This is a genomic window from Gordonia sp. (in: high G+C Gram-positive bacteria) (assembly GCF_020438995.1).
In the GTDB taxonomy this organism is placed as follows: Bacteria; Actinomycetota; Actinomycetes; order Mycobacteriales; family Mycobacteriaceae; genus Gordonia.
The window spans coordinates 1-13909 of record NZ_JAGQTN010000045.1 but is presented as its reverse complement, the minus strand read 5'-3'; the positions used below and the strand labels follow the sequence as shown (position 1 = coordinate 13909).

Sequence of the window (13909 nt, the reverse complement as noted above, 5' to 3'; positions counted from 1 at the left end):
GTGAATGCGGCACCACGCAGGGCCCCGACGGCGCGCTGCACGTGGTGATCCTCGCCGGCGACGTGACCTGCGCCGAGGCCAAGGACCTGACCAAGCAGTACAACGCCAAGGCGATCGCGACCGGTCAGCAGTAGACATTCGGCGACTGGACCTGCGGCCCGTCCCAGGTCCACGGCCTCCTCGCAGCCTGCCAGAAGGACCAGTCGGTCATCGGCTTCACCCCGTAGAACGTCGGCGCGAGGTAGCTATCCCCGAGCGGCTCGTTTGTCCGGCTTATCTGGTCTCGGTGTCGGTGCCGGCAGTAGTGTCAGTGGTCACTTGACTCAACTGCCCCACGCGTCCCCAACGGATTGGTAACCGCAGGATTCATGGACATCTTCAAGGTGCACCGCCAGCTGGTGGACGACTACAAATCGTTCACCACATCATCGGTTGACATCCGTGAACGACGACTCGCGCAACATGTCCGGGAGCTGGCCGACAGGGGCGAGCAGTGGCCGGAGCCGTGGCTGTCGCTGAATCCGCTGTTCGCCGGCGGCGGCTCGATCAGCGAGCTGGTCACCGAGGGCCTGCTGCACTCCGAGTGCGAACGGATCTTTCGCCCGAAGTCCTCGATGACCGATCCCGGTGGACGCCCGATCACGGTGCACCGGCACCAACGCGAGGCGATCGTCGCGGCACAAACCGGCGAATCGTATGTCCTCACCACCGGCACTGGTTCCGGTAAGTCCCTGGCCTACATCATCCCGATCGTGGATCGTGTCCTGCGAATGCGGGAGCGCCCACCGGGCGTCAAGGCGATCATCGTCTACCCGATGAACGCCTTGGCCAATAGTCAGATGGGCGAGCTGGAGAAGTTCCTGCGCTTCGGCTATGGCGAGGGCAACGAGCCGGTGACATTCGCGCGATACACAGGCCAGGAGAACGACAAGGACCGCGAGCGGATTCTGCGCGATCCGCCCGATATCCTGCTCACGAACTACATGATGCTTGAGCTGGTCCTGACGAGGCCGGAGGAACGCAAGCGCCTGGTTCAGGTCTCCCAGGGGCTGCAGTTTCTGGTTCTCGATGAGTTGCACACCTATCGCGGCAGACAAGGCGCCGACGTTGCAATGCTGGTCCGGCGGGTACGGGATGCGTGTAGCTCCGCAACTCTGCAGTGCGTCGGCACATCCGCGACGATGGCGAGCGCAGGCGATCTCGATGATCAGCGCAGCGTGGTCGCCGGCGTAGCGAGCCAGGTGTTCGGTGCTTCGGTAATCCCCGAACACGTGATCGGGGAAACCCTGACGCGCGCCACGACGGGCGATGTCGATGACTTGTCGGAGCTACGGAAGGAGATCCAGTCGGGGGGCGCCCGTGGCTCCTACGAGGATCTGACGGCGTCCCCGTTGGCAAGCTGGATCGAGTCGACGTTCGGCCTTGATACTGAAACAACATCAGGGCACACGACCCGGCGAAAACCGCAGCAGGTACGCGACACGGCCGCGCTACTGGCCGATCACAGCGGTTGCACCACGGACGAGTGCGGGACTGCGATCCGCGCAACGCTTCTCGCCGGCTCGAATGCGGTCCATCCGGATACCCATCGTCCGTTGTTCGCATTCCGGCTCCACCAGTTCTTGTCCAAGGGCGATACCGTCTACGTGTCAATCGAGTCGGAACGTACTCGGCATGTGACGTCGACGTACCAGGTCGCGGTGCCGGGTGAACCACACAAAGCCCTTATCCCACTGTCCTTCTGCCGCGAATGCGGTCAGGAGTATCTCGTTGTGGCCCGCATCGATGACCGTGGCACCGTCCGCTATCGGCCGAGGCGGGATCGCGATGCAAGTGGTGGCGACGATGCCAACGGGTACCTGTACATCTCCGAGGATCAGCCGTGGCCGCACGATCCGGTGTCCGAGGGCCGTTTTCCCGATTCGTGGATTGCCGATGGTTCGGTGATCGATCGCCTGCGACGTCACCAGCCCCGGATTGTCCGAGTCGCCGTCGACGGCACCGAAGATCCCGGCGGAATCGTCGCCACCTACGTTCCGTCGCCATTCCGATTCTGCTTGCGGTGCAAGGTTTCCTACGAGCAGACCCGCGGAAACGATTTCGCCAAGCTGGCCAGCCTCGACGCGGAGGGCCGCAGTTCGGCGGTGTCAGTGGTGAGTACTTCGATCGTCCGTTCGCTGAAAGAACTGCCCGAATCTGACCTGGACGCGGCCGCCCGCAAATTGTTGACCTTCGTCGACAACCGACAGGATGCCAGTCTGCAGGCCGGGCACTTCAACGACTTCGTTCAGGTGACGCAGATTCGCGGCGCGCTGTTTCGCGCGCTGGCCGATCGTCCGCTGCAGCACGATGAGGTGGCGCAGCGTGTGGTTGCCGCACTCGGCGTCCCGTTCGAGACCTATGCGGCCAATCCGGATGCCAAGTTCGGCCCGCGCACGTCGGCCCAGCGCGCGTTCACCGCGTTTATCGAGTACCGCCTGTACTCCGATCTGGAGCGGGGCTGGCGCGTGACGATGCCTAACCTCGAGCAGACGGCGCTATTACGCATCGAGTACGAGTCGCTGCCCGAGATCGCAGCAGATCCCGACCTGTGGGCATCGAGCCCGTCCGGCTTGCAGCATGCCGATGCAGGCGAACGAGAAGAGCTGTGCCAGATAGTACTTGACGAGTTCCGGCGCAGGCTGGCCGTTGATGTGGAGTGCTTGACCGACGACGGCTTCGAACGGCTACAGCGGCAGTCCGCCCAGCATCTCACCGGATTGTGGTCGGTCTCCGGACGCGACCTGCCCCGGGTGTCGACGGTGTCAGCACATTCCGGTGCGCCGGGCCTTCCCCGGTCGGATACCCGGATGACCGGACGGTCCGCGCTCGGTCGCTATATTCGTGACCGCAGCACGCTGCGCAATCTGGATGGCAGCAGACTCACCACCGACGATGCACAGCAGGTCATCGAAGTCCTTCTGTCCACTTTGGAACGGTGCGGGCTGCTGACTACGGTGCCGGTCCCCGATGATCCCGGTCCCAATTACCGGCTCAAGGCGTCGGCGATCATCTGGCATGCGGGGGACGGCGTCAACGCCGCACCGGATCGGCTGCGCCGGACTGCGAACGCAGATCAAGGCATTCGCGTGAATCCCTTCTTCCGCGATCTGTATCAGAAGGCCGCGTCCACACTGGTCGACTTGCACGCGCACGAGCACACAGCGCAGGTTCCGTCGCAGGTGCGTGCCGACCGCGAACACGAGTTCCGTTCCGGTGCACTGCCGTTGATGTACTGTTCGCCCACGATGGAGTTGGGTGTCGACATTTCCAGCCTCAACGCGGTCGGGCTGCGGAATGTACCGCCGACGCCGGCGAACTACGCCCAGCGTTCGGGTCGCGCCGGACGATCAGGACAGCCCGCATTGGTGGTCACCTACTGCGCAACAGGAAACTCCCACGACCAGTACTACTTCCGGCGATCACAGGACATGGTCGCGGGTTCGGTTGCCGCTCCGCGACTCGATCTGACCAATGAGTCGCTGCTGGCGTCGCACTTACATGCCCTGTGGTTGGCCGAGACCGGCGCGAGCCTCCATTCCCGCATGCCGCAGCTCCTCGATGTCGAGTCGCCAGATATGCCCCTCGTGCCTGATCTGGCGTTCACGTTGAGTCAGCCCGACGCCGTCACCCGGGCAACCACGCGTGCAGCGGCCATCATTGCGCCACTGCGTCCGGAGCTGGAGAGCACGTCCTGGTGGTACGAGGGCTGGACCGAGAAGATTATCGGTTCGGCCGCAACATCATTCAACTACGCCTGTGACCGTTGGCGCGAACTGTACCGCGCCGCCCTCGACGATCAGGTCGAACAGAACCGCATCGTGCTCGGCACCTCCACGAGTGCCAATGCCCGCCGAGCCGCCGAGTCTCGGCGCCGCGACGCCGAGAACCAGCTGAAGTTGCTGCGCAACGAGGACTCCGACACCGGCCATTCCGATTTCTACACCTACCGGTACTTCGCCTCCGAGGGATTCCTGCCCGGGTACAGCTTTCCCCGGCTGCCCCTCGCGGCGTACATCCCGGGCGGGAGGATGCCAGGTGCCGGGTCCGATCAGGGCAACTATCTACAGCGTCCGCGGTTCCTCGCCATCGCGGAGTTCGGACCGGGCGCGTTGATCTATCACGAGGGTGCCCGGTACGAGGTTCGCCGGATCCAGGTGCCGATGGCCGCAGGCGGTGTCGGCACCGTCGACCTGCAGGATGCCCGTCGATGCGAGGACTGCGGGTACCACCACGTCCGGCAGCCAGGTCTCGATGTGTGTGAGAACTGCGGAACGGTTCTGCCGGCACCCCGGCAGAACCTGATGCGCATGCAGACGGTGTTCACCCGGCGCCGCCAGCGCATCTCGTCCGATGAGGAGGAACGCCGGCGGGCCGGTTTCGAGCTCGAGACCTCCTACCGATTCAGCCAGCACGGACCGCAGGCGGGCCGCTCCGACGCCAAGATCACAGCCGATGATCTGCCGCTGGCACAGATCAGTTACGGCGACACCGCAGTAGTCCGGGTGACCAACCTGGGGCGCCGCCGACGGAGGAACCCGAACGAACTCGGGTACTGGCTCGACACGGTCAAGGGCAATTGGCTCAGCGAGAAGGACGCCTCCGATGCCACGCCCGATGACGACGGTCTCGAAGACGTGGACAAGGCGGGTATGGCGCAGAAGGTGATCCCGTACGTCGAGGACACCCGGAACATCGCCGTACTGCGGCTGGCCACTTCCCAGGACGAGACCGTGACCACCACGCTGCGCTATGCGCTGGAACGGGGCATCGAGGCGGAGTTCCAGTTGGAGGATTCGGAACTGTCGAGTGAATCGTTGCCGGACAGTACCGATCACGGCCGGATGCTGTTCACCGAGTCGGCCGAGGGCGGCGCGGGTGTCCTGCGGCGGCTGGTGACCGAACCCGACGCGCTGGCCCGGGTCGCAGCAAGGGCGCTCGGCATCGCACACTTCACCGCAGACGGAACCGATACCGAGGCGGGCAAGCAGCCCGCCGAACGCTGCGAGAAGGCGTGCTACGACTGTCTCCTCTCCTACGGCAATCAGCTCGACCACACTCGCATCGACCGTCATGCGGTACGCGATCTGCTGCTGCGGATGACCCGCAGCCAAACAACACCGAACTCTTCCGGCGCGAACAGCGACCCTTCCGAGCGGATGGCTGAGCTGCGCGCGCTGTGCGCGACCGATGCCGAACGCGCCCTCCTGGACGCGCTCGCGTCGAACGAGTACCGGCTGCCCGACGCAGTCCATGAAACAGTCGGTGATGCCCACGCCGACTTCGTTTTCCACAGCGACTCCGCCTCTGCCGCGGTGTTCGTCGACGAACCGTCCGGCGCTCCCGGACCTGGGCGTGACGATGTTGCCGAGGATTCACTGTTCGATCGGGGCTGGTCGGTGATTCGGTTGCGCGCCGATGAGGACTGGTTGACGCAGATCCGTGAGCACACATATGTATTCGGTACGGGAAGGAACTGAAGTGGGTTTTTCACCCGGCAATCTGGTGACCGCACGCGGCCGGGAGTGGGTGGTGCTGCCGGACAGCACCGACGACTTCCTCCTCCTGCGTCCGCTCGGCGGACTCGATGACGACATCGCGGGCGTGCTCGCCAGTGAGGGAGTGGAGCCTGCCTCCTTTCCGCCGCCGGCCGCCGACGACCTCGGCGACCACTTCAGCGCCCAACTCCTCACGAACGCTCTGCGGATCGGATTCCGTTCCACCGCAGGACCGTTTCGCTGTCTGGGTTCGATCGCGGTGCAGCCACGCGCGTATCAGCTTGTCCCGCTGATGCTGGCACTGCGTCAGGATGTGGTGAGGCTGCTGATCGCCGACGACGTGGGGATCGGCAAGACTGTCGAGGCAGGCTTGATAGCGACCGAGCTGCTGGCGGTCGGTGAGGCCCGCGGATTATCGGTACTGTGCTCGCCGGCACTCGCCGAGCAGTGGCAGTCGGAGCTGCGGGAGAAGTTCGGCATGGAAGCCGAGTTGGTGTTGTCATCGACGGTGCGACGGCTCGAACGAGGCCGGGTCGGCAGTGAGTCGATCTTCGAGCGCTATCCGATCACTGTGGTGTCCACCGACTTCATCAAGTCGTCGAGGAGGCGGCACGAGTTTCTGCGCACCTGCCCGGACATGGTGATCGTCGATGAGGTGCACACCTGCGTCGCCGCGGCCGGGCAGGGCGGGTCCGGCCGGACGCAGCGGTACGAACTGATGCAGGAACTTGCCAAAGACCCTCGACGTCACATGATCTTGGCGAGTGCCACACCGCATTCGGGCAATGAGGAGGCGTTCCGCAATCTGCTCGGGCTCCTCGACCCGGCGCTGGAGAGAGTAGATCTTGACGATCGCCGGGGCCGGGAGTTGCTGGCCCGCCATTTCGTGCAGCGTCGGCGGGGCGATATTCGCCGTTATCTGGACGAGGACACCCCGTTCCCGAAGGACCGGCTCACCAAGGAAGTCGCATACGCGCTGTCACCGGAACATAAGGCGCTCTTCGACAAGGTCCTGGACTATGCGCGGGAAACGGTCCGCACCGACGACGGTGAGCTGACCAAGCGGGTGAACTGGTGGTCTGCGCTGGCGTTGCTCCGTGCGCTCGCGTCGTCACCGCGTGCCGCTGCCCAAACCCTGCGTACCCGTGCCGCCTCGGCGGCAGCCGGAACGCCCCACGAGGCCGACATCATCGGGCGCGCCGTGGTTCTCGATCAGGCCGACGACGAGGCCGTCGAGGCATCCGACACCACGCCGGGCGCTGCGCCGGATTCGGGTCAGACCGCGACCGAACGCAGACTCCGTGGTTTTCTCGCGGAGGCACAGAAGTTGGAGGGCAAGGCTGACCGCAAGGTCACCGCCCTGGTCAAGGAGGTCAAGACGCTCCTCGCGGAGGGCTGCGACCCCATCGTCTTCTGCCGTTTCATCGACACCGCCGAGTACGTCGCCGAGCAGCTCGACAAGGCGTTGGGCCGCAATGTGACTGTGCGGTCGGTGACGGGCACACTGCCACCTGCCGAGCGTGTGTCGCGTATCGAGGAGCTGGCCGCAGAACAGGGACGCCACGTACTGGTGGCCACCGACTGCCTGTCCGAGGGCGTCAACCTGCAGGAGAGTTTCCAGGCTGTGGTGCACTACGACCTGGCGTGGAATCCGACCCGGCATGAGCAGCGGGAGGGCCGGGTCGACCGGTTCGGGCAGCGCGCCGATCAGGTGCGGGCGGTGACGCTGTACGGCCGCGACAACAAGATCGACGGCATCGTGCTGGAGGTGCTGCTGCGCAAACACGAGCAGATCCGTAAGGCGACCGGTGTGTCGGTTCCGGTGCCGGACAGCAACGGTGCGGTGGTCGAGGCACTGATGGAGGGGCTGCTGCTGCGGGGCGCCGACGCCGAGCAACTGTCGCTGGATCTGGGTGTCCAGGCCAAGCAGGGCAGCCTTTTCGACGAATGGCTCTCGAGCGCCGACCGGGAACGTCGTGCACAGACCAAGTACGCACAGCACGCGATCAAACCCGAGGAGGTGTCGGCGGAACTGACGGCGGCACGCGAATCGCTCGGCACCCGCGACCAGGTCCGCACCTGTGTCGAGAATGCTTTGCATGCTTTGCATTCCACGGTGAAGGCCACTGACGATGGCCTGGTTGCCACCCTCGCCCCGCTGCCGCTCGGACTGCAGGATGCGCTCCCACCGGGCAGGAATGATCCCCTGCTGTTCGCCGATGACCTTCCCGTCCGCCGTGGTGATGCCGTCCTGTCTCGCACTGATGCATCGGTGGAGGCCATCGCCGGCTATGTCATCGAGTCGGCACTCGATGACGGTCTCGACCCGGAACTGCGTCCGGCCCGGCGCTGCTCGGTGGTGCGGATGGCCGCGGTGTCGGTACGCACCACACTGATGGTCGCCCGCTACCGTTTTCACCTCGAACTCCCCTCCCGTACTGGGCTGCGCCAGTTGATTGCCGAGGACGCCGCTACGTTCGCGTTCGAAGGTTCCCCGGCCCAGGCCAAGTGGCTCGGCAAGGAGAGGGTCGCCGAATTGCTGGCCGCCGTACCGAGCGGAAACGTTCCCGCGCCGCAGGCCAAACAGTTCATGTCACGTGCGGTCGACGGAATCGATACTCTCCGGCCCTATTTGGAGGATCAAGGCACTGAGATGGCGCAGGAGTTGCTCGCCTCGCACCGGCGGGTGCGGCAGGCGTCGGCCGAGATCGTTCGTGGTCTGAAGGTGACCCCGGAACCCGGTGCCGACGTGCTCGGGGTGTTTGTGTTCGTTCCGGATTCGGGTGCAGGGAGTGCGCAGTGAGCGTGGATCAGTTTGTCGGATTGCGGATTACCGGCGGCCTGCTGCCCGCCGATCTTCCGTCTCAACTGTCGGTCGGGCACGATCCGTCGGGTAAGGTACTGTCCCCCAAGGACTATCACCTGGTGACGGGTGAGACCGTCCGCGATGCGGCGAACCGGGTGTGGGCATACCTTCGCGGTGCCTGGACCGCCTATCGTGAAGCGCTCGACCAGCTTCCCGCCGGCGCGCCCACCACCTCGCTCACCCGTGAACGTTTCCTGCTGGTTCTGCTCGACCAGCTTGGCTATGGGCGAGTACCCACCACCGGGCGTGGTGGCATCACCGTCGACGGTCAGTCCTTCCCCGTGTCGCATCTGTGGGGTGTCACCCCGATCCACCTGCTCGGTTCGGGTACGCCACTGGACACCCGAACCAGGGGCGTCGCGGGTGCTGCCGGGGCATCACCGCAGTCGATGGTCCAGGAACTGCTCAACCGCAGTGAGACGCACCTGTGGGCGATCCTGTCCAATGGTCAGACGCTGCGGTTGCTGCGCGATTCGACGTCGCTGGTCGGGTCGGCCTATGTGGAGTTCGATCTGGAAGCGATCTTCGACGGCGATCTGTTTTCGGATTTTCTGCTGCTGTACACGTTGTGTCAGGTCTCGCGGCTGGAGGTTCGTGACGAGGAGATCGGCGCGGCATCGTGCCGGCTGGAACAGTGGCGCACTGAGGCCGTCGAGTCCGGTTCTCGTGCGCTGAACCAGCTACGCGACGGGGTGGTGGTGGCGTTGCGAACCCTGGGCCACGGTTTCCTCACCCACCCCGACAACAGTGAACTTCGTGAACAGCTCGCGGCCGGTGAGCTGTCGGTGTCCGACGTGAATCATGCCCTGCTGCGCGTGGTGTACCGGCTGCTGTTCACGTTCGTCGCCGAGGACCGGGGCGCGCTCCTCGATCCGGCTGCCGATCCTGCCGCAAAAGCCCGCTACGCCGACTACTTCTCCACCGCACGCCTACGGAAAACGTCGCATCGCCGTCGTGGCGGTGGCCGGTACAGCGACCGCTGGCAGGCACTGACAGTGGTGTGGCGTGGACTGGGCAGCGAAACCGGCCGTCCCGAACTCGGCCTACCCGGTATCGGCGGACTCTTCGACATCGGCGAACTGGACTTTCTCACCGAGCATCAGGTCAGCAACGACGCCCTGCTGTCGGCGGTGCGGTCGTTGTCGTTGATCCGCGAACCCAAATCCGGTGTGCTGCGGGTTGTTGACTACCGCAACCTCGGCGCGGAGGAACTCGGCAGCATCTACGAGGCGCTGCTGGAGTTCGTTCCGCACTGGGACGGCGTGACCAAGAAGTACACCCTGGATATCGCGTCGGGTAATCAGCGCAAGGACACCGGCTCGTACTACACCCCGACGTCCCTGGTCGATTCCCTTCTGGACACCGCCCTCGAACCGATCCTCGATGACGCGGTCAAGTCGGCATCCGGCGCCGACGGCCAGATCGCCGCCCTGCTGGCCGTCACCGTCTGCGACCCTGCTTGTGGCAGTGGCCATTTCCTCGTGGGCGCGGCACGGCGCATCGCCAAACGGGTCGCCGCGATCCGCACCGGCGACCCTGAACCGGCACCCGAACCGGTCCGCACAGCGATGCGCGACGTCGTCGCGAAATGCATCTACGGTGTAGACGTGAATCCACTCGCCGCCGAACTGGCAAAGGTGTCGCTATGGATGGAGGCCCTGGAACCGGGCCGCCCGCTGACCTACCTCGACGGCCAAATCAAGGTGGGCAACGCCCTCGTCGGCGCAACACCCGCCCTCCTCGCCGACGAACTGCCCGATGCCGCGTTCAAACCGATCGAGGGTGACGACAAGAAGATCGCTTCGGCGATCACGAAGGCGAACAAAGCCGAACGCAACAGCCAGGGCAGCCTGTTCGGGTTCACCGACGCACTCCCCACCAATGCCGCCCTTGCCGACGAGGTGCAGCAAGTCGTCGGCCGGGATGCCCTGTCACTTGCCGACGTGCACGTCCAGCAGCAACGCCTGCGGTCCTACCAGGATTCACCCGAGTACCGCAACGCCCGGCTCATCGCCGACGCCTGGTGTGCGGCATTCGTGTGGCCTAAATCTGACGGCGCACCGAAACCGATCACCCACGCCACCCTCACCGGCTTACGCGATGGCACCACCTGGCTGGACAGCGAACAGGACTTCCAGCTCACGCGGCTGACTGCCGAGTACCGATTCTTCCACTGGCACCTGGAGTTTCCGCATATCTTCCCCACTGCCGCTACCGATTCGGGTTCGGTCAATGAGGTGACCGGCTGGGCCGGTGGATTCTCCGTGGTCCTGGGCAACCCTCCATGGGAACGGGTCAAACTGCAGGAGCAGGAGTTCTTCGCTGCCCGCGATCCCAAGATCGCGACCGCACCCAACGCGGCCGCACGCAAGAAGCTGATCGCGGCGCTACCCGACACCAACGACGTCCTGTACCGGTCGTTCGTCGCCGAGAAGCGACGCGCTGAAGGCATTTCGCACATCCTGCGTAACTCAGCGCGCTACCCGCTCACCGGCCGTGGCGATATCAACACGTACGCGGTGTTCGCCGAAACCGACCGAAACCTCGTCGGTAGCAAGGGGCGACTCGGCGTGATCCTTCCGACAGGTATCGCCACCGACGCGACCACCCAGTATTTCTTCAAGGACCTGGTCGAACACGGGTCAATCGCTAGCCTGTACGACTTCGAGAACTCCCGGCCCCTGTTCGAGGGCGTTCATCGAAGCTTCAAGTTCTGCCTGCTCACCCTCACCGGTCGGAACACCCGAGAGCCACAGGCCGATTTCGCGTTCTTCGCCCAGGAACCAACCGACCTACAGCGTCCCAACACCTGCTTCACGTTGAGTCCCGAAGAGATCAAGCTACTCAACCCCAACACCGGCACCTGCCCGGTGTTCCGGTCCCGCCGCGACGCCGAAATCACCCTCGGCATCTACAAGCGCGTCCCCGTCCTCATCAACGAGAACGACCCCAAAAACGGCAACCCCTGGGGCATCAAGTTCATGACCATGTTCCACATGTCGAACGACTCGGGCCTGTTCCACACCCGCGAAGAACTCGAAGCCGACGGCTGGACTCTGCGCGGCAATGTCTTCGAAAAGCAGACCCCCCCCCCGAACTCAGGGGTCAAACGAATGATGCCGTTGTACGAGGCCAAGATGATCCATCACTTTGACCACCGCTGGGCCACCTACGAGCCCGACGGCACCACCCGCCTGGTCACCGCCGAAGAAAAAGCCGACCCCACCTTCGTCGTCATGCCAAGGTACTGGGTCGCGGAGTCGGAAGTTGACGAACGTCTCGACGGCAAGGTCGACACAGATTGGCTACTGGGCTGGCGCGACATCTGCCGCAGCACGGACGAACGCACCATGATCACATCCGTCCTGCCGCGTGCCGCCGTCAACCACAAACTACCGCTTGCCTTCACATCCCACCAAGACTCCCTGGCAGCAGTCTGGTCGTCGTTCGCGTTCGACTATGTCGCCCGGCAAAAGATCGGCGGCACATCGATGACCTACTTCTACCTGAAACAGTTCCCATCACCGACACCACGAACAATCAAGTCCTCAGCGTTTGGTCGGCTTGCCACCAGAAATACTTGCCACCTCAGGGAGTCCGAGCTGAGTCCCCAAGACCGCAACCAGGTTCGTGCCGAACTCGACGCCGCCCTCTTCCACCTCTACGGCATCGACCGCGACAACGTCGACTACATCATGGACACCTTCCCCATCGTCAAACGCAAAGACGAAGCCGAGTACGGCGAGTACCGCACCAAACGCCTGATCCTGGCCGCCTACGACGCAATGTCCGAAGCCGAAGCCACCGGCATCCCCTCCCACTCCCCGACCGGAATCGATGACACCGCCATGGAGGCCACCACATGACCACTCAGATCGACAAGGTGCTGCCGCTGTATGAGGGCAAGATGGGCAACATCTTTGACCACCGATCGGCCTACTTCGTCGGGATCGGCGACACCGACATCAAGCCGAACCCTGACCACGGCCCCACCACATCCGTCGTGCCAAGGTACTGGGTCGGCCCCGAGGTCACGAGGGCTCGCCAAGAGCGTCGCACTTGGGGCACACAAACTGCGATGCTCGGGTTCCGCCGAGTCGCCAGGAACACCGACGAACGCACCTGTATCGCCGCGATCCTTCCCTGGGGTGCGGCGTCCTACGGTTGGATCCTATCGGCCGGGCCATCCGCAGACGGTTTGGCGTTCCTTTGCGCGCAGTACAACTCATTCGCCTTCGACTACGTTCTGCGGCAGTTCCTCAGCCAACCGTCGATTCCGCAAGGAACTTTCGAGCAGCTTCCATGTGTCCCCCGCGATGCCTTCTCGACCAACCCTCACCTGACATTCGACTACCGATGGGTTGTCGAGCAATCGGTCCGCCTGTCGGCAACCGACGAGAAACTCGCGACCTGGGCAGCCGAATGCGGTGTCGACTCAGCACCATTCAAGTGGGATCCCGCCGAGCGAGCCCGTATTCGCACCGAACTGGACGCGGCGTTCTTCCACCTCTTCGCAGTCGACCGCGACGACGTCGACTACATCATGGACACGTTCAACTTGATAAGAGATCGGGACACGGCCAACCACGGCGAGTTCCGCACCAAACGCCTGGTCCTAGAGGCATACGACCAGATGGCACACTGAGACGGTGCCCCGCCCGATTCCGACCTATGTCGCGCACTTCACGCACGTCGACAATCTGGCCGGTATCGTCACCGATGGTCTCGTGTGTGATGCTCACTCGGCTGGGCACCTTGTCACCGAGGCCGGTGAGCCTCGCATCAAACGACGACGCAAACGTCGCACGGTCACGGTTGGCCCTGGTGGAGTCGTCGCCGACTACGTTCCCTTCTACTTCGCGCCGCGGAGCCCGATGATGTCCTCAATCCACCATCGCAGTGTCGCGACGTTCACTGGCGATGAGCACGATCTGGTCTACCTGGTGACAACGGTGGAGAGGCTCATCGACCGTGGTCACGACTTGGTGTTCACTGACCGCAACGCGGCGCTGGGTACTGCCACCCACTTCTGCGACACCGACCGCCTCAATGACCTCGTCGACTGGGATCTGATGGAGGCCCGGATATGGAGGAACACCGACACCGACTTTGAGCGCAAGGAGCGACGCATGGCCGAGTGCCTGGTCCACGGACGTGTCGATTTCGCAACATTCGAACAGATAAGCGTATACGACGAGGGTCGGGCGTCTACTGTCGAAACCACCTTGCGTAAGGTTGGAGCCCCCGTACCTCACATCCGAGTGAACCCGGACGCATACTTCTGAAGAGACGGAGCTGATCGTCATGCTGGCAGACGTTGATGGCAATCTGCTGCAAGCAGACGCCGACGCGCTGGTCAACACGGTGAACACGGTCGGAGTGATGGGCAAGGGTATCGCGCTGCAGTTCCGCAAGGCATACCCCGAGATGTTCAAGGCATACGAGAAGGCATGCAAGGACGATGCCGTCTCACTCGGCCGCATGCATGTGTGGGAGACCGGGATGC

The 13909-nt window shown here is 64.0% G+C and carries 6 protein-coding genes; all 6 read left to right on the top strand.

Annotated features, from left to right (window positions below; translation table 11 throughout):
- Nucleotides 1-368 precede the first annotated feature (368 nt).
- The gene (locus tag KDB67_RS03875; protein ID WP_291012629.1) at nucleotides 369-5519 is read left to right on the top strand and encodes a DEAD/DEAH box helicase; all 5151 of its coding nucleotides are present in this window, start codon (nucleotides 369-371) and stop codon (nucleotides 5517-5519) included.
- A 1-nt stretch (nucleotide 5520) separates the two neighbouring features.
- Nucleotides 5521-8340, top strand: a complete 2820-nt coding sequence (locus KDB67_RS03870) for a helicase-related protein (RefSeq protein ID WP_291012627.1) — start codon at nucleotides 5521-5523, stop codon at nucleotides 8338-8340.
- On the top strand, nucleotides 8337-12269 hold the full coding sequence (locus KDB67_RS03865) for a DNA replication factor Cdt1 C-terminal domain-containing protein (RefSeq protein ID WP_291012624.1): 3933 nt from the start codon (nucleotides 8337-8339) through the stop codon (nucleotides 12267-12269). The genes KDB67_RS03870 and KDB67_RS03865 overlap by 4 nt, the downstream gene beginning before the upstream one ends.
- On the top strand, nucleotides 12266-13048 hold the full coding sequence (locus tag KDB67_RS03860; RefSeq protein ID WP_291012622.1) for a hypothetical protein: 783 nt from the start codon (nucleotides 12266-12268) through the stop codon (nucleotides 13046-13048). Before KDB67_RS03865 ends, KDB67_RS03860 begins: the two co-directional genes overlap by 4 nt.
- 4 nt (nucleotides 13049-13052) lie before the next feature.
- Nucleotides 13053-13688, top strand: a complete 636-nt coding sequence (locus KDB67_RS03855) for a DUF4433 domain-containing protein (RefSeq protein ID WP_291012619.1) — start codon at nucleotides 13053-13055, stop codon at nucleotides 13686-13688.
- A 19-nt stretch (nucleotides 13689-13707) separates the two neighbouring features.
- Nucleotides 13708-13909, top strand: a 202-nt coding sequence (locus KDB67_RS03850; protein WP_291012616.1) for a macro domain-containing protein, incomplete at its 3' end; no start/stop codon positions are given.

Bases quoted from the DNA above. Each gene is read 5' to 3' on its own strand.
- KDB67_RS03875 (WP_291012629.1), top strand. From the start codon at position 369: ATGGACATCTTCAAGGTGCACCGCCAGCTGGTGGACGACTACAAATCG.
- KDB67_RS03860 (WP_291012622.1), top strand. From the start codon at position 12,266: ATGACCACTCAGATCGACAAGGTGCTGCCGCTGTATGAGGGCAAGATG.